Annotated in this window: 20 protein-coding genes, 16 tRNA genes, 1 rRNA gene and 1 pseudogene; 33 read left to right on the top strand and 5 right to left on the bottom strand. The window is 43.8% G+C overall.

The window, feature by feature from the left end; all coding sequences use genetic code 11:
• The first annotated feature begins 12 nt into the window (after nucleotides 1-12).
• The 17 genes from rrf (at nucleotide 13) to FLK61_RS14760 (ending at nucleotide 3487) form a co-directional block, all read left to right on the top strand.
• Nucleotides 13-129, top strand: a 5S ribosomal RNA gene (gene rrf / locus FLK61_RS14840).
• Between the two features lie 9 nt (nucleotides 130-138).
• Nucleotides 139-214: transfer RNA gene (locus FLK61_RS14835), tRNA-Ala, on the top strand.
• Nucleotides 215-240: 26 nt separating this feature from the next.
• A tRNA-Met gene (locus tag FLK61_RS14830) sits at nucleotides 241-317 on the top strand.
• An 11-nt stretch (nucleotides 318-328) separates the two neighbouring features.
• Nucleotides 329-421 (top strand) — tRNA-Ser (locus FLK61_RS14825).
• 22 nt (nucleotides 422-443) lie between these two features.
• Nucleotides 444-519: transfer RNA gene (locus FLK61_RS14820), tRNA-Asp, on the top strand.
• Nucleotides 520-540: 21 nt separating this feature from the next.
• Nucleotides 541-624, top strand: a tRNA-Tyr gene (locus FLK61_RS14815).
• A gap of 6 nt (nucleotides 625-630) precedes the next feature.
• A tRNA-Trp gene (locus FLK61_RS14810) sits at nucleotides 631-704 on the top strand.
• Nucleotides 705-724: 20 nt separating this feature from the next.
• Nucleotides 725-800: transfer RNA gene (locus FLK61_RS14805), tRNA-His, on the top strand.
• A 20-nt stretch (nucleotides 801-820) separates the two neighbouring features.
• Nucleotides 821-895, top strand: a tRNA-Gln gene (locus tag FLK61_RS14800).
• Between the two features lie 7 nt (nucleotides 896-902).
• Nucleotides 903-977 (top strand) — tRNA-Gly (locus FLK61_RS14795).
• 16 nt (nucleotides 978-993) lie between these two features.
• Nucleotides 994-1070 (top strand) — tRNA-Arg (locus tag FLK61_RS14790).
• A gap of 26 nt (nucleotides 1071-1096) precedes the next feature.
• A tRNA-Gly gene (locus tag FLK61_RS14785) sits at nucleotides 1097-1170 on the top strand.
• 17 nt (nucleotides 1171-1187) lie between these two features.
• Nucleotides 1188-1264, top strand: a tRNA-Ile gene (locus FLK61_RS14780).
• Between the two features lie 5 nt (nucleotides 1265-1269).
• A tRNA-Asn gene (locus FLK61_RS14775) sits at nucleotides 1270-1344 on the top strand.
• Between the two features lie 26 nt (nucleotides 1345-1370).
• Nucleotides 1371-1445 (top strand) — tRNA-Glu (locus tag FLK61_RS14770).
• A gap of 15 nt (nucleotides 1446-1460) precedes the next feature.
• Nucleotides 1461-1536 (top strand) — tRNA-Lys (locus tag FLK61_RS14765).
• A 505-nt stretch (nucleotides 1537-2041) separates the two neighbouring features.
• Complete coding sequence (locus tag FLK61_RS14760; protein WP_176010153.1) at nucleotides 2042-3487, top strand: NADP-dependent glyceraldehyde-3-phosphate dehydrogenase; 1446 nt, start codon at nucleotides 2042-2044, stop codon at nucleotides 3485-3487.
• Nucleotides 3488-3819: 332 nt separating this feature from the next.
• Here the strand turns inward: FLK61_RS14760 and FLK61_RS14755 are convergent, their stop codons facing one another.
• Complete coding sequence (locus FLK61_RS14755; RefSeq protein ID WP_176010152.1) at nucleotides 3820-4710, bottom strand: DUF6612 family protein; 891 nt, start codon at nucleotides 4708-4710, stop codon at nucleotides 3820-3822.
• 208 nt (nucleotides 4711-4918) lie between these two features.
• On the opposite strand from FLK61_RS14755, the gene FLK61_RS14750 reads away from it, so the two are divergent.
• The 3 genes from FLK61_RS14750 (at nucleotide 4919) to yugI (ending at nucleotide 7131) form a co-directional block, all read left to right on the top strand.
• Nucleotides 4919-5416, top strand: a complete 498-nt coding sequence (locus FLK61_RS14750) for an Lrp/AsnC family transcriptional regulator (RefSeq protein WP_176010151.1) — start codon at nucleotides 4919-4921, stop codon at nucleotides 5414-5416.
• Nucleotides 5413-6597 carry an aminotransferase gene (locus tag FLK61_RS14745; protein ID WP_176010150.1) on the top strand — a complete coding sequence of 395 codons (1185 nt, stop codon included), beginning with the start codon at nucleotides 5413-5415 and terminating at the stop codon, nucleotides 6595-6597. The genes FLK61_RS14750 and FLK61_RS14745 overlap by 4 nt, the downstream gene beginning before the upstream one ends.
• 90 nt (nucleotides 6598-6687) lie before the next feature.
• Nucleotides 6688-7131 carry a S1 domain-containing post-transcriptional regulator GSP13 gene (gene yugI, locus FLK61_RS14740; protein ID WP_176010149.1) on the top strand — a complete coding sequence of 148 codons (444 nt, stop codon included), beginning with the start codon at nucleotides 6688-6690 and terminating at the stop codon, nucleotides 7129-7131.
• Nucleotides 7132-7627: 496 nt separating this feature from the next.
• Here yugI and FLK61_RS14735 read toward each other — a convergent pair whose 3' ends face one another.
• A complete protein-coding gene (locus FLK61_RS14735; RefSeq protein ID WP_176010148.1) occupies nucleotides 7628-7858 on the bottom strand; it encodes a DUF378 domain-containing protein in 231 nt (76 codons plus the stop codon).
• Nucleotides 7859-8031: 173 nt separating this feature from the next.
• On the opposite strand from FLK61_RS14735, the gene FLK61_RS14730 reads away from it, so the two are divergent.
• From FLK61_RS14730 to FLK61_RS14720, 3 genes are all read left to right on the top strand, one after another.
• Complete coding sequence (locus FLK61_RS14730) at nucleotides 8032-9198, top strand: iron-containing alcohol dehydrogenase (RefSeq protein ID WP_176010147.1); 1167 nt, start codon at nucleotides 8032-8034, stop codon at nucleotides 9196-9198.
• A 159-nt stretch (nucleotides 9199-9357) separates the two neighbouring features.
• Nucleotides 9358-10707: a glucose-6-phosphate isomerase gene (locus tag FLK61_RS14725; protein ID WP_176010146.1), complete on the top strand. Its 1350-nt coding sequence runs from the start codon at nucleotides 9358-9360 to the stop codon at nucleotides 10705-10707.
• A 219-nt stretch (nucleotides 10708-10926) separates the two neighbouring features.
• Nucleotides 10927-11328 carry a YugN family protein gene (locus FLK61_RS14720; RefSeq protein WP_176010145.1) on the top strand — a complete coding sequence of 134 codons (402 nt, stop codon included), beginning with the start codon at nucleotides 10927-10929 and terminating at the stop codon, nucleotides 11326-11328.
• On the opposite strand, the gene FLK61_RS14715 is transcribed toward FLK61_RS14720, so the two are convergent.
• Nucleotides 11325-12077 carry a potassium channel family protein gene (locus FLK61_RS14715; protein WP_176010144.1) on the bottom strand — a complete coding sequence of 251 codons (753 nt, stop codon included), beginning with the start codon at nucleotides 12075-12077 and terminating at the stop codon, nucleotides 11325-11327. The two genes, FLK61_RS14720 and FLK61_RS14715, sit on opposite strands and share 4 nt — an antisense overlap.
• Before the next feature lie 109 nt (nucleotides 12078-12186).
• Between FLK61_RS14715 and FLK61_RS14710 the strand changes: the two genes are divergently transcribed.
• The 6 genes and pseudogenes from FLK61_RS14710 to FLK61_RS14685 all read left to right on the top strand — a co-directional run.
• Nucleotides 12187-12345 carry a hypothetical protein gene (locus FLK61_RS14710; RefSeq protein WP_176010143.1) on the top strand — a complete coding sequence of 53 codons (159 nt, stop codon included), beginning with the start codon at nucleotides 12187-12189 and terminating at the stop codon, nucleotides 12343-12345.
• Nucleotides 12345-12419: transfer RNA gene (locus FLK61_RS14705), tRNA-Ala, on the top strand. Before FLK61_RS14710 ends, FLK61_RS14705 begins: the two co-directional genes overlap by 1 nt.
• Nucleotides 12420-12513: 94 nt before the next feature.
• Entirely contained in the window at nucleotides 12514-13074 is a 561-nt protein-coding gene (locus tag FLK61_RS14700) for a hypothetical protein (protein ID WP_176010142.1), read from the top strand.
• Between the two features lie 87 nt (nucleotides 13075-13161).
• The gene (locus tag FLK61_RS14695) at nucleotides 13162-13590 is read left to right on the top strand and encodes a hypothetical protein (protein WP_176010141.1); all 429 of its coding nucleotides are present in this window, start codon (nucleotides 13162-13164) and stop codon (nucleotides 13588-13590) included.
• 654 nt (nucleotides 13591-14244) lie between these two features.
• Entirely contained in the window at nucleotides 14245-14427 is a 183-nt protein-coding gene (locus FLK61_RS14690; protein ID WP_176010140.1) for a hypothetical protein, read from the top strand.
• Between the two features lie 15 nt (nucleotides 14428-14442).
• Nucleotides 14443-14757 (top strand): annotated as a pseudogene (locus FLK61_RS14685) (redoxin domain-containing protein); the annotation flags it as partial.
• Nucleotides 14758-14782: 25 nt separating this feature from the next.
• Here the strand turns inward: FLK61_RS14685 and FLK61_RS14680 are convergent.
• Complete coding sequence (locus FLK61_RS14680) at nucleotides 14783-15682, bottom strand: phosphatase PAP2 family protein (RefSeq protein ID WP_176010139.1); 900 nt, start codon at nucleotides 15680-15682, stop codon at nucleotides 14783-14785.
• 121 nt (nucleotides 15683-15803) lie between these two features.
• On the opposite strand from FLK61_RS14680, the gene FLK61_RS14675 reads away from it, so the two are divergent.
• From FLK61_RS14675 to FLK61_RS14665, 3 genes are all read left to right on the top strand, one after another.
• Nucleotides 15804-16157: a hypothetical protein gene (locus FLK61_RS14675; protein ID WP_176010138.1), complete on the top strand. Its 354-nt coding sequence runs from the start codon at nucleotides 15804-15806 to the stop codon at nucleotides 16155-16157.
• A gap of 87 nt (nucleotides 16158-16244) precedes the next feature.
• Entirely contained in the window at nucleotides 16245-16838 is a 594-nt protein-coding gene (locus FLK61_RS14670; RefSeq protein ID WP_176010137.1) for a DJ-1/PfpI family protein, read from the top strand.
• Nucleotides 16835-17455, top strand: coding sequence for a fumarylacetoacetate hydrolase family protein (locus FLK61_RS14665; protein ID WP_176010136.1), 621 nt, complete (start codon nucleotides 16835-16837; stop codon nucleotides 17453-17455). The genes FLK61_RS14670 and FLK61_RS14665 overlap by 4 nt, the downstream gene beginning before the upstream one ends.
• Before the next feature lie 577 nt (nucleotides 17456-18032).
• Here the strand turns inward: FLK61_RS14665 and FLK61_RS14660 are convergent.
• Nucleotides 18033-19403 carry a sodium-dependent transporter gene (locus FLK61_RS14660; protein ID WP_176010135.1) on the bottom strand — a complete coding sequence of 457 codons (1371 nt, stop codon included), beginning with the start codon at nucleotides 19401-19403 and terminating at the stop codon, nucleotides 18033-18035.
• 262 nt (nucleotides 19404-19665) lie between these two features.
• On the opposite strand from FLK61_RS14660, the gene FLK61_RS14655 reads away from it, so the two are divergent.
• Nucleotides 19666-21315, top strand: a complete 1650-nt coding sequence (locus FLK61_RS14655; RefSeq protein ID WP_176010134.1) for a PucR family transcriptional regulator — start codon at nucleotides 19666-19668, stop codon at nucleotides 21313-21315.
• Nucleotides 21316-21494: the final 179 nt, after the last annotated feature.

Genomic DNA, 21494 nt, shown 5'->3' with positions numbered 1-21494 from the left:
AAGAAATCATAGTCTAGTGACGATAGCAGAGAGGTCACACCCGTTCCCATGCCGAACACGGAAGTTAAGCTCTCTAGCGCCGATGGTAGTTGGGGGCTGTCCCCCTGTGAGAGTAGGACGTTGCTGGGCTGTACATATGGGGCCTTAGCTCAGCTGGGAGAGCGCCTGCTTTGCACGCAGGAGGTCAGCGGTTCGATCCCGCTAGGCTCCACCATATACATTTTAATAATTGGTTTATTTGGCGGTGTAGCTCAGCTGGCTAGAGCGTACGGTTCATACCCGTGAGGTCGGGGGTTCGATCCCCTCCGCCGCTACCAAATATTTACTCGGAGGAATACCCAAGTCTGGCTGAAGGGATCGGTCTTGAAAACCGACAGGCGGGTCAAACCGCGCGGGGGTTCGAATCCCTCTTCCTCCGCCATTATTTTTAAAAACTAGTAAGTGGTCCCGTGGTGTAGCGGTTAACATGCCTGCCTGTCACGCAGGAGATCGCGGGTTCGATTCCCGTCGGGACCGCCATTTTATTTCAACTTTATACGTGGAGGGGTAGCGAAGTGGCTAAACGCGGCGGACTGTAAATCCGCTCCCTCGGGTTCGGCAGTTCGAATCTGCCCCCCTCCACCAGCTTTTAGGGGTATAGTTTAACGGTAAAACGAAGGTCTCCAAAACCTTTGATGTGGGTTCGATTCCTGCTACCCCTGCCAATTAATTTTATAGTAATGCGGCGATTGTGGCGAAGTGGTTAACGCACCGGATTGTGATTCCGGCACTCGTGGGTTCAATTCCCATCAGTCGCCCCATTTATTCCTTATAGTAATGAAGGGCTATAGCCAAGCGGTAAGGCATCGGATTTTGATTCCGTGACTCGCAGGTTCGAATCCTGCTAGCCCTGCCAATTACTTGCGGAAATAGCTCAGTGGTAGAGCACCACCTTGCCAAGGTGGGGGTCGCGGGTTCGAATCCCGTTTTCCGCTCCAGAAGATACTCATATACGCGCCCGTAGCTCAATTGGATAGAGCGTTTGACTACGGATCAAAAGGTTAGGGGTTCGACTCCTCTCGGGCGCGCCATTTTAATTTCATATTTCTTTAACTACGCGGGTGTAGTTTAGTGGTAAAACCTCAGCCTTCCAAGCTGATGATGTGAGTTCGATTCTCATCACCCGCTCCATTTTTATGCTTATTAATGGGCCTGTAGCTCAGCTGGTTAGAGCGCACGCCTGATAAGCGTGAGGTCGGTGGTTCGAGTCCACTCAGGCCCACCATTTGTTCCACAGTAGCTCAGTGGTAGAGCTATCGGCTGTTAACCGATCGGTCGTAGGTTCGAATCCTACCTGTGGAGCCATTTTCCCAATAATAAGCGATAACTATGGCCCGTTGGTCAAGTGGTTAAGACACCGCCCTTTCACGGCGGTAACACGGGTTCGAATCCCGTACGGGTCACCATCTTATTTTTAATAAGAGCCATTAGCTCAGTTGGTAGAGCATCTGACTTTTAATCAGAGGGTCGAAGGTTCGAGTCCTTCATGGCTCACCATTTTTAACTTTTCACCTTATCTCATTAGAGATAAGGTTTTTTGTTGTCTTAAAGAAGAAAATTCTATTGAGAAGATTCATTTTGTCGGACATCGGTTTATTATTATAGCGAACAATCTTATACAGCTTATGCATAGTCGTAAATAAGAAATTATAATCGTTAATCGAAGCGAACGATGAAGCAAATTTTTCTGATAAAAGAAAGAGGAGAGGGCTTAACAAGCGCGCTTACCCCTCTAGTCAAATTAATTAGCAATAGAGTAAATACTTGTCATAATGGAGTATATGATACACTATAACGAACGACATATACTAGCTCGTAATTATTATAGTAGAAATTTAGTGCACCGAAACATGTTAGATAATTTCTGAATATTGTCTCTATTAGACGGACAGTACTCATATAAAGAACGTTAAAAATCAGCTTATTTTGAGCAAAGTAGTTGTTTGTAAGAGTTTTCACATGGTTTAATTAAAAGCATTACAAAGATTGGAGAGTGAGTTACATGGCTTTACGTCAACTTAACAGTAAATATAATACACTAGTAAATAATGAATGGGTAGGCAGTGCGAACGGAGAGACTGTCAAGATCTATTCTCCTGATGACAACTCTTTAGTTGGTGAGGTTCCTGCATTAAGTCAAGATGAGGTTGATGCAGCGATTAATAAAACAGCTGATGTCCAAGAAAATTGGGAAGCAACAGAAGGCTATGAGCGTTCTGAGCTACTGCATAGATGGGCGACTGAGCTTGAGAAGATGACGGATGAGATTGGTGAGATGATTCACCTTGAAGTAGGAAAGACGCTTTCTGCAGCTAAAAGTGAAGTAAAAAGAACGGCGCAATTGATTCGTCATACGGCTGAAGAGGGATTACGTACGCATGGTAGCTTCATTCAAGGAGATGCATTCCCTGGAGCAACCAAAGCTACAAAGGCAATGGTACAAAAAGTGCCTCATGGCGTTGTACTTGCCATCGCGCCATTTAACTACCCTGTTAACTTAGCGGCTTCAAAAATTGCACCAGCATTAATCACAGGTAATACGGTAGTATTCAAGCCTGCTACACAAGGTGCGATTAGTGGTCTATTAATGATCGAAGCATTAGTAAAAGCTGGATTACCTGAAGGCGTATTAAACGTAGTAACGGGACGTGGATCTGTAATTGGTGATTTTGTTGTCACACACGAGAAAATTGATATGATCACGTTCACTGGTGGTACTGCGACAGGTCAGCACATCGCGAAGAAAGCATCGATGATTCCAGTCGTACTTGAGCTTGGTGGTAAAGACCCAGCTATCGTACTTGAGGATGCTGACCTTGATAAGACTGCTAAAGAGATCGTTAACGGCGCATTAAGCTACTCTGGACAGCGTTGTACGGCTATTAAGCGTGTCATGGTTGTAGACAGCGTAGCTGATGAACTGGTTGAAAAGCTAAAAGAACGTATTTCCGCGCTAAAGGTAGGTAAATCAAGTGAAGAAGCAGATGTAACACCTATGATCGATCAAAAGTCTGCTGATTTCGTTACAAGCCTTATTGAAGACGCTACTTCTAAAGGTGCGAAAGTAGTAGTGGAAGGTAAGAAAGAAGCAAACCTTCTCGGACCTACTCTGTTAGATAATGTTACTGAAGAAATGGATGTTGCGTGGGAAGAGCAGTTTGGACCTGTCCTACCAGTTATGCGTATCCACAATGAGCTAGAAGCAATTGCTCTTGAGCGACGTAACCAGTATGGCCTGCAAGCAAGTATCTTTACGAAAAACTTAGAGAACGCATTTACTATTGCAGATAAGCTAAACGTAGGTACTGTTCAAGTTAACGGTAAGACATCACGTGGGCCTGACCACTTCCCATTCTTAGGAGTGAAGAACTCTGGTCAAGGGGTACAAGGAATTGGACGTAGTATCGACTCCATGCTGCGTGACAAAGTTATCGTTTTAAATCTATAATTTGTGAGGACTTTTAGAGTCTTTGCTTGAGAATATAGCAGGAATCGACTTGTATTTTAGTCGATTCCTGTTTTTAGTTAGAAAAAGATAAGAAATACACTTCTTATCGTAACTATGTTGGAGATAGTGGTTGCATATAGTTGGCTGGCAGTTGGTTCAAATAGGTTTTAATAGTAAACACGGTAGAAGGAACAAACGAAGTACCAGAACTCCCAAACGAAGTACCAGCCACGTGCAAAGCAAAGTAGAGGCATAATCAAGTGTGTCATTCAAAATTAAAAAAAGCCCCTACCAGTTAAGATAGGGACTTACTTAAAACGACCATCTAGAAATTACTCTTCTGTATCTTCCTCTACGTCAACATCTTCTTCCATTTCGATTTCCATGTCTTCATCCATCTCGAAGTCCATTTCCGCGTCCATCATGTCCTCTAGGTCTTGCGCGTTATCAATAACTTCTTGAGGAATTTCAACTGGACCTACTTCGTTAAAGTCACGGAATAGCATGTGGATGCTTTGCTCAGAGTCAAACGATTGACCCATCATGTCCATAGACATAACCATGTCGATTTGTGCTTCTGTTTGATAATTTGTTTCTTTGTCAATGTGGATTACGTAATTTAAGCTGCTTACATCGATCTCTTCCATAACTTCCATCATTTCATCCATTCCTTCTACTCCAAGGCCTTGGAATTCCTGCATGAACGCGTTCATGTCGATATCTTCACCAGATAGCGTAATGATGTACTCATCATCCGTTGTTTCTAGGCTTAGCTCAGAAATGTACGATTGGAGTGGGCGTAATTGCTCCTGTGGGCTCATTTGCTCCATTTGTAGAATTGCATCCATCTCAGACTCAGGTAGCTTGATCCAACCACCTAACGTTGGCTCCTCCATAAAGAATCCTTCCTCTTCAGAGAAGTAGGCTGTGTAAGCCATTGGACCTTCGCCCATGTTCATCTCACCCATGTCCATCTCCATGCGTTGCTCAAGAGCTAATGGGTTGTTTGACATGATCATTTCGCCAGTAGATGTCATTGTAAGAGACTCGCCGTCCCCCATGCCCATTGTTTGTGTCATTTCCATATCTGCCGCATATGATTCTACTTCTTCCATCGCTTCAATAGATGACGTTAAGATTGACTCGACGTCCTGCGCGTCCTCTGTGTTACATGCTGCTAGAGTAAGTAAAGATACTCCAGATAATACTAAAAGCTTTTTCATGTTATAACCTCCATTTAGTGGGTCTACCTATAGATACGATTTTCTTTCCTATAAGTTTCACCCATACTCAAATTCTGACAAATTTAAGCCAGTTTGTCTAGACCATTTTCATTCTTAAGGAGGAAAAGAGGGGAAGAGTCTAGAATATCACCCGTTGCTCGTGTAGAATAAATGAAAAAGTCGAAATTGTTTTGCGGAGGGAATTAGAATGACTAATAAAGAAAAAGAGCTACTATTATTAATAGAAAAAGAAGGCAGAATGGCAGCGGAGAAAATGTCAAAGATGCTAGATATGCCGTTAAATGAAGTAAAAGTTTTATTAAAGAGCTTAGAGGATCGTCATATTATTTTAGGCTATTCGGCTATTATCGACTGGACGAAATTCGATGCAGCGGAAATGGTAACAGCGATGATTGATGTCAAAGTAACGCCAAAACGAGGGGTTGGCTTTGACGAAGTAGCGGAGCGGATCTACCGATTCCATGAGGTGAAGGCGTGCTATTTAATGTCGGGTACGTATGACTTATCTGTTGTAATTGAAGGCCGCACGATGTCGGAGATTGCGAATTTTGTCTCGGAGAAGCTATCTACACTGGACTCGGTTATTTCAACGACAACGCATTTTCAGCTAAAGCAGTATAAGCATGACGGAATTATTTTTAAAGAGGATGATGGTGATGATCATCGAATGGTGGTGTCACCATGACCACGACAAATACGAATCATGGAGTCAAGCTGTCCCAGGCGGTAACGAGCATTGAGCCGTCAGGAATTAGACGATTCTTTGACTTAGCGTCTTCGATGGATAATATTATCTCGTTAGGCGTTGGGGAGCCTGATTTTGTCACGCCATGGAACGTCCGTGAAGCGAGTATCCACTCGTTAGAGCGTGGGATGACGGCTTACACGGCAAATGCCGGGATAATGGAGCTACGTGAGGCGATTGCAACGTATTTAGACACGCGCTTTAATACAACTTACGATCCCGCATCGGAGATTGTTGTGACAGTCGGTGCGAGTGAGGGAATTGACCTTGCGATTCGCGCAGTCTTAGATCCAGGCGATGAGATTTTAATCGTAGAGCCATGCTTTGTCTCTTATGCTCCGCTCGTAAAGCTTGCTGGAGCAACGCCAGTGCCAGTACCTACGTCGATGCAAAATAATTTTGAAGTCAGCGTAGCAGATATCGAGTCACGTTTGACGGATAAGACGAAGGCAATCATGCTATCTTTCCCAAACAATCCGACTGGTGCCGTTATGGGAAGAAAATCGTTAGAAGACCTTTCTCACTTATTAATTAAACATGACTTAGTTGTCTTTTCCGATGAGATTTACGCGGAGCTTTCATACGATGAGGGACACGTAAGTACGGCAGCGATCGATGGCTTATGGGAGCGGACGATTCTGATTTCCGGTTTTTCTAAATCGTTTGCAATGACTGGTTGGCGCGTGGGATATGTAGCAGCGCCAGAGGAATATGCGAAGGCGATGCTTAAGATTCATCAGTATTCAATGATGTGTGCGTCTACGATGGCGCAGTATGCCGCGCTTGAGGCGATGACAAACGGCCAAGTAGAAATGGATGAAATGATTACGAGCTATCGACAGCGACGTAACTTTTTTGTGAAGTCGTTGCGTGAAGCGGGATTAAGCTGTCATACTCCAGGTGGTGCGTTTTACGCATTCCCATCGATTCGATCTACAGGGCTAAGCTCCGAGGAATTCGCCGAGCGATTGTTGCTTGAGCAACGTGTAGCGGTAGTGCCTGGACATGTTTTTGGAGAAGGTGGAGAAGGACATATTAGATGCTCGTACGCAGCGTCTATGTCACAGCTAGAAATCGCGGTAGAACGCATTGCAGCATTTGTGAAAAGCTTAGATAAATAAAAAGTTTTTTAACTCCCTATTTATTGCTTTGTCATTCTAAGATTCCTGTGTTATAATTACACAGTTAATAAATAATTAGGAGTTGTTTTCATGTCAGGTCAATACGAAGTAGGAACTATCGTTGAAGGAAAAGTAACAGGAATTAAACCTTTCGGTGCATTTGTTGCATTAGACAGCCAAAAGCAAGGTCTCGTACACATCTCTCACGTAGCTCACGGTTACGTTAAAGATATTAACGATGAGCTATCCGTTGGGGATGAAGTAAAGGTAAAGATTCTTTCTGTAGACGCTGAGTCTGGTAAGATTTCTCTATCTATTAAAGAGACTCAACCAAAGCCTGAGCGCACTGAGCGCCCACGCCCACAAGGCGGCGGTGGCAACCGTGGAGGAGCTGGTGGCGGCGGTAAGCGTCCACAAGGCAACTCTCAGCAAGGTCAAGCTCAAGGATTCAACACTCTAGAAGACAAGCTAAAAGAATGGTTGAAGCAGTCTAACGAGATCCAAGCTGATCTAAACAAGCGCATCAAAAAGTAATACTGTTCTTTCCTTAAAAACGATCTACACGACGATACGCAGTATCGTCACGAGCTCTCCCGAGTTTATCGGGGGAGCTTTTTTTGCGTTTAGGGGGATTTTTGTAAGAGGTGGTTTTTAGTAATTGTGGCTTTGTGTACAATTGGGGCGGGGGCGTGACGAAAAGAGAAGGTGTGGTGCAAAATCGAGGAGAGGGTGTGCTAAAAATATCTGTGTTTGTGCAAAAAAGAGAGCAAGTTGTGAAAAACTGGAGATGAATTAGGAGACTAGCTAAAGTCAAGGGAGCTAGGTGAACTAAGTGCCAGCAGGTTAAGGGCGGTTCGTGGGTAAACGGAACAAACGTGGTGGCAGGATGCTCAAACCACATGCCAAAAAGTGAAAAGCAGCACACCAACGCTTTTAATACTTACTACATTATGTAGAGGGGCGGTAGCAACAAAGGCTACCGCATGGTGTTGCGAGGGATGATGCATGCTGCACGAGTGCAGTCATGTTTTTACGTACGCTGTGGTTCGGGGATTTCTTCGTACTCCTCAGAGGGTTTAAATAATAAGGAGATACAGTAAAGACCTGCTAAACCAACGAGAGCATAAATGAACCTAGATAGACCAGCCGCTTGACCGCCGAAGATCGCAGCAACTAAATCAAAACGGAAAAAGCCGATAAGACCCCAGTTAATTGCTCCGATGATCACCAATGTAAGCGCCGTTTTTTGAAGACCGTTCATGTTCCTCTCACCTCCTTTACATACATACAAATCCGAAGCACAAGGCTTCTGTTCATAGCTTGTTCTAGAGCGACTTTCTCATACGAAGAGAAAACTGGAAAAACCTCTTTCTTTGCATTTTCAAAAGAAAAAGGCAATAATGAACTCGTACGTGGATGAAAGGAGCGATTGAATTGGATAATTTTATTTATCAAAATCCAACTAAATTAATTTTTGGACAGGATCAGGTAGAGGAGCAATTAATCAATCAACTTAAGCCGCTTGGCAAGAGAGTATTACTTGTATATGGCGGAGGAAGTATTAAAAAGAATGGTCTTTATGATCAAGTAACGACATTACTTACAAATAATGATTTTACTGTACATGAGCTTGCAGGAGTGGAGCCGAATCCACGACTATCAACGGTTAGAAAAGGCGTTGAGCTAAGTAAAGAGCATGATATTGATGTGCTTTTAGCTGTTGGTGGCGGATCGGTGATCGATTGTACGAAGGCGATTGCTGCTGGAGCGAAGTATGAAGGGGATGCATGGGATCTTATTACGAAAAAAGCCCCTGTTGAAGCGGCATTACCGTTTGGAACAATCCTTACGCTTGCGGCAACTGGTTCGGAGATGAACTCTGGATCCGTTATTACAAATTGGGAAACGCACGAGAAGTACGGATGGGGGAGCCCACTTACATTCCCTACGTTCTCCATTTTAGACCCTAAAAATACGCTAAGTGTGCCAAAGGATCAGACGATTTATGGAATCGTCGATATGATGACACACGTGTTAGAACAATATTTTCACCAGCAGGACAATACGCCATTGCAAGAGCGCATGTGTGAGGCTGTGCTAAAGACAGTCATTGATGCTGGGCCAGGGCTTGTCGAGAATTTGGACGACCTTGCTCGTCGTGAAACGATTTTATACGCAGGTACGATTGCATTAAACGGTACGCTACAGATGGGTACGCGCGGCGACTGGGCGTCTCATAACATCGAGCACGCTGTATCCGCTGTGTATGATATACCGCACGCGGGCGGACTAGCGATTCTGTTCCCTGAATGGCTTCGTTACCACAAGGAGCTTGGACAACGTAAGCTTGTTCAGTTAGCGACTCGTGTGTTTGATATTGACCCGGCAGGCAAGTCTGACGAGGAGCTTGCAGATACTGGTATTAACGCGCTTGCAGACTTCTGGCAGAGCTTAGGTGCTCCGTCTAAGTTAGCGGATTATGACATTGATGATAGTCAAATCGATTCGATGGCTGAAAAAGCGATGGCACGTGGACCATTTGGTAACTTTAATCAACTACACAAAAAAGATGTCGAAGCAATTCTTCAGGCATCGCTCTAAGTTAATCGCTATAGCTGTCCCAAATATTGGGGCAGCTATAGCCGTTTATTACGATTATCTGCGTATTGAAGCGGTTACATGCGAGTATTGCTTGATTCTTTGCAGGCTATTTTATAAAGTGGAAGATGGAATGAATATGAACTTACTGGAGGAGATTAGATGAGTACGATTAAACTCGACTATTCAAACACACTTTTAAAGGAGCACGAGGTAACGAATTTGCAGGATGCCGTTACAAAGGCTCACGATGCGCTACATAACGGTACTGGTGCTGGCAACGACTTCTTAGGCTGGATTGACCTGCCTGTAAACTACGACAAAGAGGAGTTCAACCGTATTCAAAAATCCGCAGAAAAGATTAAGTCTGACTCGGATGTGCTACTTGTTATCGGAATCGGTGGCTCTTACTTAGGCGCGCGTGCGGCGATCGAGGCTTTAACTCACACGTTCTATAACGAGCTATCAGGCGAGCAGCGCAAAACGCCTCAAATCTTTTATGTAGGAAACAACATTAGCTCTACGTACGCAAAGCATTTACTAGAAGCAATCGAGGGGAAAGACGTATCGATTAACGTTATCTCTAAATCAGGTACGACAACGGAGCCTGCGATCGCTTTCCGTATTTTCCGTGACTACATCGAGAAGAAATATGGGGTAGAAGAAGCTCGCAAGCGCATTTATGCGACAACTGATAAAGCGCGCGGAGCATTAAAGCAGCTTGCAACAGAGGAAGGCTACGAGTCGTTTGTTATTCCTGATGATGTAGGTGGACGCTTCTCGATCTTTACTGCAGTTGGACTACTTCCAATCGCAGCGGCTGGTCTAGACATTGAGAGCATGATGCAAGGGGCAGCCGCAGCGCGCGAGGCGAGTGCAGACAGCGACTTAGCAACGAACGAAACGTATCAGTATGCTGCGGTTCGTAATGCTCTTTATAACAAAGGAAAGACAATTGAGCTTATGGTGAACTATGAGCCAGCGCTACACTATGTAGGAGAGTGGTGGAAGCAGCTTTACGGCGAGTCTGAAGGGAAAGACGGCAAAGGTATTTTCCCAGCAGCAGCGGACTTCTCAACGGATCTGCACTCCCTTGGCCAATACGTGCAGGATGGACGTCGTGATTTATTCGAGACCGTTCTTCACGTAACAAACGAGAAGGAGTCTATGACGATTGAGGAAGCGGCACAAGACCTTGACGGACTAAACTACCTAGCTGGTAAGTCCATGGGCTTCGTTAACGACAAGGCGTATCAAGGAACGTTACTTGCGCACCTTGACGGTGGCGTACCGAATATCATTTTAGAAATTCCTGAGCTAACAGAGTATCACTTCGGATATCTCATTTACTTCTTTGAGAAAGCATGTGCGGTGAGCGGATATTTACTAGGTGTAAATCCATTTGATCAGCCAGGAGTAGAAGATTACAAGCGCAACATGTTTGCGCTACTAGGAAAGCCTGGCTTTGAAGCAGAAAAAGCAGAGCTTGAAAAGCGATTAACAGGTAAATAAGGAAACAGACTATCCTCTTCAGCCGATTGTGGTTGGAGAGGGTTTTTATTTGGGGAGGAAGTAAGGTGTAAAAAAGAAGTAACTCGTAAAGTGGGAGAAGGAACGTGCAAGTTGCCGAAACAAACGCGGAACGGTCGAGAAATAGCATTGAACTTAGACAAAGCGCTCGTATAATTACCTGCTACTTGCTTACACTACGTAAAAAAGGTGGTTAGGTAAATGATCATGTTGAGTAGTGAGATGACGGGTAAATCGATGACGATGAAGGAATTGCGCTCATGCTTGGAGCCGGTGGGATTTGAGCTTGGGGGAGGCTGGGACTACGATCATGGATACATGGATCACCAGCTAGAGGCGCATGGAACATATTTATACGTGCGGATTCCATTTAAAGCAAAGGGAGAGGAGGATATCAGCTCCTCTCATGCACACGTCGAGATTGGGGAGCCATTCTTACTAAACCACGAATATCAGGATGGGTTAGATGACTTTGCGCAGGATCCAAATCCCTTATTAAATCAATTCTCGGAGCCGAAGAACAAGGATGGCGCGTTCCCAGAATCCTATGTCGAGGCAGGAAAGGCGAAGCTAAAAGAAGCGGAGACGGCCATTCTCCACTAAAGCAAAGACTCCGTTAAATACTCGCCGATTTTTGAGCTCAACACAATGACTTGATCAGCTCCAGCGCGAACCGCGTGAATTTCTTGCGCGCTTGAGATGACTTCTACAACAACAAATGCTTTCGGATGAAGAGCTTTGATCGAGATTAATGTTAAAATGCTCGTGGCATCCGCGATGTTGTGCGCAATGTGAAGATTAGCCGTGATGATCACCTTTGCGGCTTCTTTTATATTCGCTCGGAGCAACGTGTCGTCTAGGCAAGGGTTTCCCCTTATGTACCGGATAGATGGAGACGATTGTTGGAGCGCTGATAATGTGTCATCAATGATCACGATTGGTCGTTGTTTGGCGTGTTGAATGACATAGTGCGTTCGTTCATTCCAGCCAATTATGAGTAGTGCAGGCGCTGATTTCATATAACCCTTCCCTTGCTGTAATTCTTCTTTAGCAACAACAGATAGTACCGATGCATTGGCGAGAAAAAAGGAGAACAGTGCAATACCTGTTAGCATAAGTAAAACTGCTATTAGTCTGCCGCCTTGAGTAACTGGCACGAGATCTCCATAGCCAACTGTTGTGATGGTGACAAACGCCCACCACATCCCATCTGGTATAGTTGGAAAGCTCTCTGGCTCCATTAAATAAACAGATAGTCCTGCTAAACAGATAAAAAAAAGGACCATGACGCTAAGTCTAATCACCATCCATTTATGAGCGTAAAGCTCGGCAAAAAACAGATCTCGATACACGAGCTGTCACCTCCAGCCTCTCTAGTATCGGCGGTTTGAAAGCGGCTCATACATCATCTTCCCTTTTGCAGAATAATTTGGTAAGATGAAATCTGGAGGGATTTTCGACATGATAGAGGCATTTATTTTTGCGTGTACGATGTTTATTGGATGGACGATTTTTGACTATATTAAGCATAAAAAATTCATGAAGGAAAATGTCCTCTCAGGCCTCGTTGTGGGCGTCATTGCCGGAATCGCCTGGTACATTTTATTCATCATTTTTTAGGGGCATTAGTTCAGCGGGAGAATGTCACACTGGCAGTGTGAAGGTCAGGGGTTCAAATCCCCTATGCTCCACCATACATAACATCTTAAACCCTTGCAGAGATCAAGGGTTTTTCTTTTTGAGGAAAATAGGGTGGTTTTTATTACGTTATGAGGACGGTGAAAGGTTATGGCTAAAGAGTTTGAGTTGAAGTTCTCTCATCCATTTTGGCAAGGTGATCCTAATGCAGATTTGTGTTCTCATGGTGAAGTCTATCTTCGAATCTGCGAGACAGTTTTAGTGGAACCGTCAGATGGAGAGTGGAATTTAAATGAATCTGCACTTAGTCTCCTTCGAAGTGTAGTGATGGATTTCCCTCGAGAAACTGTTCCAGATTATTATCCAGTAGAGATAGAAAAGGAAGAAGCACTTCTTTTTCACTGCGGATGCTTTATGCTCTTCTGTCCAATAAATATAGGATTTCACGTTCATCATATGAGTGATAAAGTAAAGCTATCACATTTTCATAAAGATGATGGGGAAGAGGAATTGCCATACCACCATGTCGAACTTTCTCTTAAGGATTACGCTAATGAGATTTATACCTTTGCTAAAGAAGCAAAAAAGTTTTTCGATAATCAACCCAAGTGCGCAGCGGATGTAGAGCTTTTTGAAGGTCAATATCAGGTATTTTGGAATGAATATAACGTACTTTTAGGCGAGGTTGAGGAGTTAGTAAGTAAGCTTTAGTAAAGAAATTAAAACATATTAGAGGTATAATTAAACTAATTATTAACTCTTAAGCATAATACTACTAATCTATTCAGGAGGATCTTTATGCAAAAAACATTACTCACTATAGCTCTAACTAGCCCCCTATCTTTTCTGTTAATAGGCTGTGGAAATGATTCGCAAGAAATGGTAAATGGCCAGGAGGGTGATACAGAGAATACAACTGTGCTTACCACGATGGATCATCCACTCGAAGCGGAATTTAGACTTGTGGAGAATAACTTTGTCGTCCTTAACATTAGTGAGCCTTACACAGAGTATTGGGATGAGCATGTAGGTGGTCCGATGACTACGGAGGAAAAGACCGTTAGAATCGAATGGACTGATGACCTCCTTATTCAGAACCTGGAGGGTGACACTGTAGAGTTGGAGAATGTTGAAGAAAACGATATCGTCTATCTTGATTACGATATTGCTCAGATTGTTGAGCAGAAGGAAGAGATTATTGATGTAGACATGATTTTTATTGAATAGAAGTAGAGAGCATCTTAACCCTTGTAGATCAAGGGTTTTTCTTTTGGAGGAAAATATGGTGTGGTTTTGAACTGGAGTTGGATTCTAAGCTTACGATGGACGAAGTTTATAACTTCCCCATTAGGAACATAAAATTAGAATGGGGAACATAAATCTTGGATTAGGAACATAACTCTAGAATGTGGAACATAAAAAAGGAAGAAGTCCATAACTTTTAAATTAGGAACATAAAATTAAAATGGGGAACATAAAAACAGAATCAGGAACATAACTTTAAAATGCGGAACATAACTTCACTTTAATCAAGTAATCTTTCAAAGATACATATTAAAAGCATATGAATGCACATATTAGCGCGAAACAAGAGCTGTTAAAGTACGATACAGCACAGCTTTTCGCGCATAAAGGAATGAAATGCGCGCATTCATTGAAAAAAGTGGAGTACTTTAAGATAGGAACATAACTCTGAAATGGGGAACATAAAAACAGAATCAGGAACATAAAACATAAACAAAGAACATCCCCCCACAATAACGTTCATTACCACCTCCTCAAACCCCAATTGTCCTTGATTTGTCACAACATTGTAAGCAAGATTTCTTTTCGTAGTCGTGAAAAAGTGATAGTCTATTCCTTAGAAAGGTAGGTGGGACGATGAAGAAGCTACTTTTGCTGGCTGGAACGCTGTTTCTAGCGGCATGTTCATCAGACCTGGAGAGTGGGGACTATAATCCGGACGACTATGAGTACTCCTTAGAGAGTAGTTCTGGAGAAGAGGTAGAGGTATTTACGGCAGATCAGCCTGACCTCTACTTATATTTTACCGGCGTCACCTGACAAGTTTGTACCTCTCAGCTAGTTGAGCTGAACGAATATGTAGAGGACATTGAAGCAATGGGTTACCGAGTGCTTGGGATAAGCCCGGCTGATCCGGCAAGTCACGCCCAGTATATCGAGGCAAATAATCTTGGTATGGAGATTCTCTCTGATATAAATGGAGAGCTTGGTGTGGAGCTTGGCTTCATTGATGAAGAAGCACAGATGATCACACGTGGCTTTGCAGCGGTTAATCCTAACACCAATGCTATGCTTGTAGAGATCGATTATTTAGTGGGAGAAAATAGTGATACCATTTTAAACGAATTGGAAGAATTAGCAAACGAATAACGAAAAACACGCTATGCCGCAGAGGCTAGCGTGTTTTTTTACGTCTTTTTTTACTATCGCCACTCTTATAAATCGAGAGCTTCACAAGCGACCACGGCCATAAAAGCGTGATCCATAAACCAATAAATCCGTATCTAATTGCGTCCGCTTCAACCGTCGCAGGTAAGAGTTCTTTCCCGCCAACTTGAATGCCAAATGTAAACAAAATGCCGATGACATATGCTACCACTTTTCGTCCAAAAGATTGAGAGGTTGTAAAGTTGCTCGTCTGGCGCTCGAGCATATATCCGACGCTTGCGCCAAGCAGAATCCCGCCGTACTGATACCCCTCCGTCGCTGGGAGGAAAATAACGAGCGCGATTGGTAGGATGAAAATAATTGTCCACACGATAAAGGCAGGAAGCTTTTGCACCTTTGCGGAGATGAAAAGCCCAATTGCAACAAAGGCTACACCTAAAGCAATACCAGCGAGCACATCTAAGGGCCAGTGCAGGCCAGTATAAAGCCGCGATACAGCGATTAATAGGATGAGGACGGCGGCAAATGCGTAAAACCAAGGCTTACGCACGACAGCTGCGATATAAGCCCAAAGGGTCGTCGAGCCTTGTGCATGTCCGCTCGGGAAGGAATCATTTGGGTAGTGACTACCAACTTCCGCAGAAGAAACAAATAACGATTGCACGCCTTCTACGCCAATTGGTCTAGGTACAGCAAACGTAATCTTTAAAAATGCATTTACATACATGGATAAAAGGAAAATATAAAAGAGCTGAAAGCCAACTTGTTTATGTATACACCAAAAAATGAGCGGGATAAGTAAAAAATAAAATTCCTCATTGCCTAGAAAGGTAAGGACTTGTGCAATGGAATCGAGAACGGGCCCTTGTAATGAGGTAAGAAATCGAAGTATCTCCGTTTGAATCATAAAAGCCTCCTTATTTAAGCATCCTAAAAGATATTCGACACAATATCAAAATATCCTGTCGTGTTTGAAGAAAAGATAGAAGGGTAAACGATTACAAAATAACGAAAGAGGTGACAGATTCATGAGTAAGCACATAGTAGCTTATTTTAATACGGAGAATGACGCAGAATCTGCTTTAGCGAGTCTGCGAAAAGTAGGTGTCATGGATGAACGTGTGGACATGATCCCTGAGGAAGGACGAGGGCAACGCATCATTATGCCTGCAACGAATTTAGGATCTGGTGGCGGTGGCTTACCTGGACACAGTGGAGCATTTGCTGCTATTACAAATATTAAAGAAACATTTACAGGGAAGGATGAGAAGCATCCATCCTATGCTCTCGAGTTTTCTGTAGAGGATTCTCGTGTCGATGATGCGATTCACGTGTTAAAAGAATCGGATGCTTATGTAGATAAATCACTAACAGTAGACTAACTTTTATGCCTGCTCTCTCTTAACGAGAGGGCAGGTCCTTTTTGTGCTAAAATGCTTGTAAGAACACGATCTTAAAAGGAGGAAAAGATGAAAAAACGAACCGTTGGGATCTACTTATTTGATGATGTGGAAGTACTTGATTTTGCTGGACCGTTTGAAGTATTTTCTGTCACGGAGATTGATGGCGAGCAGCCGTTTGAGGTTGTAACGCTCTCGGAGGATGGGGAGGCGATTCGGGCTAAGAATGGGTTGCGGGTGATACCTGATTATTCATTGGAGTCTGCGCCAGCTTTGGACATAGTCGTTATACCTGGTGGTACTGGGGCGACGTCGAATGAAATGAATAAGCCAGAAGTGTTGGATTTTGTGCGCGCGAAGGCAAAGCAGGTAGAGCTGATGGCATCTGTTTGTACAGGTGCATTTGTGCTGGCTGAGGCTGGATTGCTTAAGGGCAAGCGAGCAACGACGCACTGGCGCAGATTAGATGATTTAAGAGAGCGATATCCTGAGATCGAGGTAATCAAGCAAACAAAGTTTGTTGATCAAGGAGAAATCTTAACAGCTGCCGGCATCTCGTCAGGCATTGAGCTTTCGTTACATATTGTTGGGCGTTTGTATGGCAAGGAAGTAAGTAAGGATACAGCCAAGTATATGGAATATGGGGAGGGGAGCGGATCATGAATATTATTTGTGTCGGGTTAAACTATGCGCTTCATGCGAAGGAAATGAAAAGTGCGGCACCATCGAAGCCGGTACTATTCAGTAAACCAAGTCATGCATTGGTAGAACAACCAGAGGAGATTGTGTTGCCGAAGGGGCGAGGCAGGGTCGACTATGAAGCAGAACTTGTGTTAAAGCTCAAAGATACGTATGAGACGGGCGCGGATTTAGCCGATTGTGTAGAGGCATTTACGCTTGGCCTTGACCTTACTCTGCGTGATGAGCAGGCTTGGGCGAAGGAAAACGGCAAGCCTTGGCTCGTTGCAAAAGGCTTTAAAGGCTCCGCTATTATTGGCGAGTGGCAGCCTTTTATCAGTGAAGAAGATTTTTTAGAGCAAGCGTTTAGACTCACGATTAATGGAGAAACAAGGCAACAGGGGTCACCACGTGATATGACGTTTTCTGTTAGAGAATTGTTAGAATACGGTGTTGATGTCGTTGGATTAGGAAAAGGAGACCTTCTCTTTACTGGCACACCAGACGGGATTGGCCCACTTCATGAGGGGGACAAATTGCAGCTGTCGTTAGTTAGCTCGGGTAAGGTGTTGCATAAGTCTGTTGTAGTCGGTAAGAGTTGATTGAAATAGTAAATAATTTAAAAGGGAGCAGAGGCCGAAGTGGCTTCTGCTTTTTTTGGTAGGGTGGGTGTTGGTTTTAATAGGATGGATGTTGGTTAACTGGTGGTTTGGGTTTGATGGGTTACGTGAGGTTGGGATGGATGCGTGAGATGGAGGGTGAATTGCGCGAGATGAAGGGGCGATCGCGTGAAAGTGAGGGTGAACCGCGCGGAAAACTGGTGCGACTGCGTAAGGTGGAAAAAACCGCGCAAGTTGGAGGGTGAATTGCGCGAGATGAAGGGCTGATCGCGCGAAAGTCAGGGTGAACCGCGCGAAAAACTGATACGACTGCGTATCGTGGAAAAAATCGCGCAAGTTGAAGGGCGGACTGCGCGAGATGAAGGGCTGATCGCGCGAAAGTGAGGGTGAACCGCGCGAAAAACTGATACAACTGCGTATCGTAGAAAAAACCGCGCAAGTTGGAGGAGGAACTGCGTAAGATGAAGGATCAATAGCTTGAAACCAACCCAATACCAAAACCAAACCAAAAAGCACGCAATTCCCAAAAGGAATCGCGTGCTCCTTGCATGACCCACTACTATTCTCCAGTAATAAGGTTTAATAAACCTGTTGAATAAAGGAATACAAGTAGGATAGCTATTGGAGCTGCAATTCGTAAAATCCAAATCCAAACGATCCCGATAGCAGATCCTTGTAGATCTCCTGCAGCAAGGGCATCGGCTTTTTTCCATCCCCAACCGACAAAGAGGGCGATGATGAATCCGCCGACAGGAAGGAAGATGTAGGATGCTAAGAAGTCCATGGAATCGAAGATGCTTCGATCGCCTAGAACGGTAACATCTGACCAAGCACCGAAGCTAAAGGACGACGGTAATCCGATAAGGAAGATGATCGTACCAATGATTAGTGCAGCTTTTTGGCGTGTCCAATTCATTTGACGCATGAAGAATGCGACAGCAACCTCTAACAGCGATACACCAGAAGAAATGGCTGCAGCAGTTAGTAGGAAGAAGAATAGTAGTCCAAATAAAGTACCTAAGGATAGATTATTAAAAATTTCAGGTAGAGTAATGAACACGAGTCCAGGACCAGAGTCCGGAGCGATACCAAATGCGAATACTGCAGGGAAAATCATTAAACCTGCGATAATGGCAAAGCCAGAGTCCATGATGGAGACGCCAACAGCAGCCCCAGGTAGTTTTTCTTTTTGATTTAAATAGCTTCCGTACGTAATAAGAGCCCCCATACCTAAGCTTAGAGAGAAGAAGGCTTGAGATAGAGCGGAGAACCAGACAGCAGGCTCACCTAGAGCGCTCCAGTCAGGTGAAAACAGGAAGCTGATCGCTTCGGATGCTCCACCTAAAGTCAAGCTGTAGCCCGCAAGTACGATTACTAAAATAGCTAAAAGTGGCATCAAGATTTTGTTACTAAGCTCGATTCCTTTTTTAACACCTACAAAAACAATTCCAACCGTTAATGCCATAAATGCAAACTGCCAAAATAGTGGTTGGACCATGTTAGATGTGAAGGCACCGAAGTAATCACCATAAGACATTCCACCTTCAAGAGAAGGACCACCTGCAAAGTACTGAATAAAGTAATGGAGGGACCAACCGGCAACGACCCCGTAGAAAGAAAGAATGATAAATGCTGAAGCAACACCTAAATAACCGGCCAATACCCAAGGCTTCCCTGGTGCTAGAGATTGGAAGGATCCTACGACATCGCTCTGTGAACGACGCCCGATCGCAAATTCTGCTAACACAATCGGTATACCAATTGCTACGATACATAATAAATAGACGAGAAGAAAGGCTCCACCACCACTTTCACCGGCAACATATGAAAAACGCCAAATATTTCCTAAACCAACGGCTGATCCAAGAGCGGCTAACATAAAGCCGAGCTTAGAAGCCCATTGCTCACGAGGAGCATGTTGTGAACTCATGTAAAATTTTCCTCCTTTTAAACGTTAAAGTGCAAAAATTGTGCGAATATTAATATAACATATCCCCTAGGCTTTGTAAGGGGGAATTTGAAAAGAATTTAGGAAGAAACCCTTTTCACAACAATTAATTTAATCAGCTACCCAATGTCTCCCATATTTTCTGCAAATACCAAAGAAACATATGGAAATATGGGATATTCAGGCAACAATATAATTGTTCTGATTATTCTGGTAAAATGATCTTTACAAGTGAGGTGATCGTATGACAGTCGCAGCTGAAATTTTACAAGCGCCTATTTTTGAACATGCCAAAGTCCGAGCGGGGACGTCTTTTTTAGCGCAAAATTACATCGAATGGATATCAGTGATGGAGCTTCCAGTCGAGAATTTTGTTCGTGAGAATGAATTTGTGTTGACGACAGGCATCGGTTGTCACGGCGACTACGTCCTGTTGGAGCAATTCGTGAGGGACGTAATCGACTCAGGAGCTTCTATGTTAGGGATCGCAACCGGCAGATTTATCTTCACGATCCCAGACTCGATTTTAACTTTAGCTAATGAGCATGAGTTTATTATTGTAGAGATTCCTTGGGAAGTACGATTTGGTGATGCGATTCAAGCGGTGCTCCACGTTATTAATCATCAAAAGCGAAGTGAGCGGGAGGAAAGTGAGCGAATTCGAAGACAGTTTATCAATATCGTTTTACAAACAACCGATGTACAGGCAATATGCGAGCTCCTTCATGATCACACGTCTTTGTCACCTATTATTATAGATAATAAGGAAACTGTTCGAGCGCATATTAAGTCCAATCCACCCGTTTTATCGGTAAACGATTTACCACTCGCAGAGTCGGAATCTCCTATTTCTGATCATCCTTTATATCCTTATATTGAGAGCTATAACTACCAGGATACGGTTTATAGCACGATTCAAATTGAGGCCAGCCACCGTAAGCTAGGCTATATTTGGTTTCCGCACCCTTCTAGTACGCTATCCTGGTTTCACTTGACGATTTTAGAGCATGCACTCACAGCCTGTGCGCTATTTTTTGTCCAAGAGGATGCTGTTGAGACGGCCGAGATACGTCTTAAAGATACCTTTTTACTGGAGCTTGCGCGTGGCATAGTCACCGAGGACAGTACACTCAGTTCGAAGGCTCAAAAACTTGGCTATGACCTCAATCTCACCTATTTATGTATCGTCGGAGATATTCATTTAAGAAAAAAGGTAGGAGACTTCCCGTCCTTTAAGCAGGATAGTCCTACTACTTCGTCTCTCCAAAATGTGAACTATTACATTCAGCGTGAGGTAGCAAATGCGGCTCAGTTTCTGTCAAAGCGAGTGATGGTTACGTTTGATGAAGGGGAAGTGATTATTTATTTGGAGACGGATCATCATTTATTAGCAGAGTCGGCGAATCAATTTTTGGATACGGTTGATCGGCGCCTTAACGAGCTACTCACGGAGGTGGGACTGAATTGGGGAATTGCGGCAAAGCGTGATAGCTTTAAACAAAGCTATGTAGAGGCGAAAGCTGCGCTTGATATTGGTCTGCGCTCGAGTGTGGAGCGCACGTTTTATAAGGACACTCGGATTAAGCGTCTTCTTCTTACGATGCTTGATAAGCCGGAAGTTTTTGATGTGATGGAGGATACGATTCAACCCTTGTTAGACTATGACGCTAAACGACAGACGGATTTAGTGCATACATTTATGATGTATAACAAGCATAATGGCAACGTGAGCCAAACCGCACGCGAGCTTCATTTGCATCGGCAATCTTTGCTATATCGCTTGCGCAACATTGAATCCTTAACGCAGCTCTCCTTAGTTGATGCGGATGATGTTTTTTTACTAGAGCTATGTATTCGGCTTTCTATGCTAAAGAACGGCGTTGATCATGACTAATAGTTGGATAGAGGATGTTTTAGTGATAGAGAGGGACCGACGAGTTGTGTTGGGTCCTTCTCTTTTTTTTGTTTTAGTGATGGTCGGAAAGGTGAAGGGAATTTTGTGTTGAGATAGAGTGGGGGTTCTTGCGATCAACTTAAATGCACACGAACGAGGGTGAAATGCAGACAGCGTGA

Origin of the sequence: Paenalkalicoccus suaedae (assembly GCF_006965545.2) — a bacterium.
GTDB lineage: Bacteria > Bacillota > Bacilli > Bacillales > Salisediminibacteriaceae > Paenalkalicoccus > Paenalkalicoccus suaedae.
The sequence above is the reverse complement of the archived record's forward strand: the minus strand, read 5'-3'. Positions and strand labels throughout refer to the sequence as shown.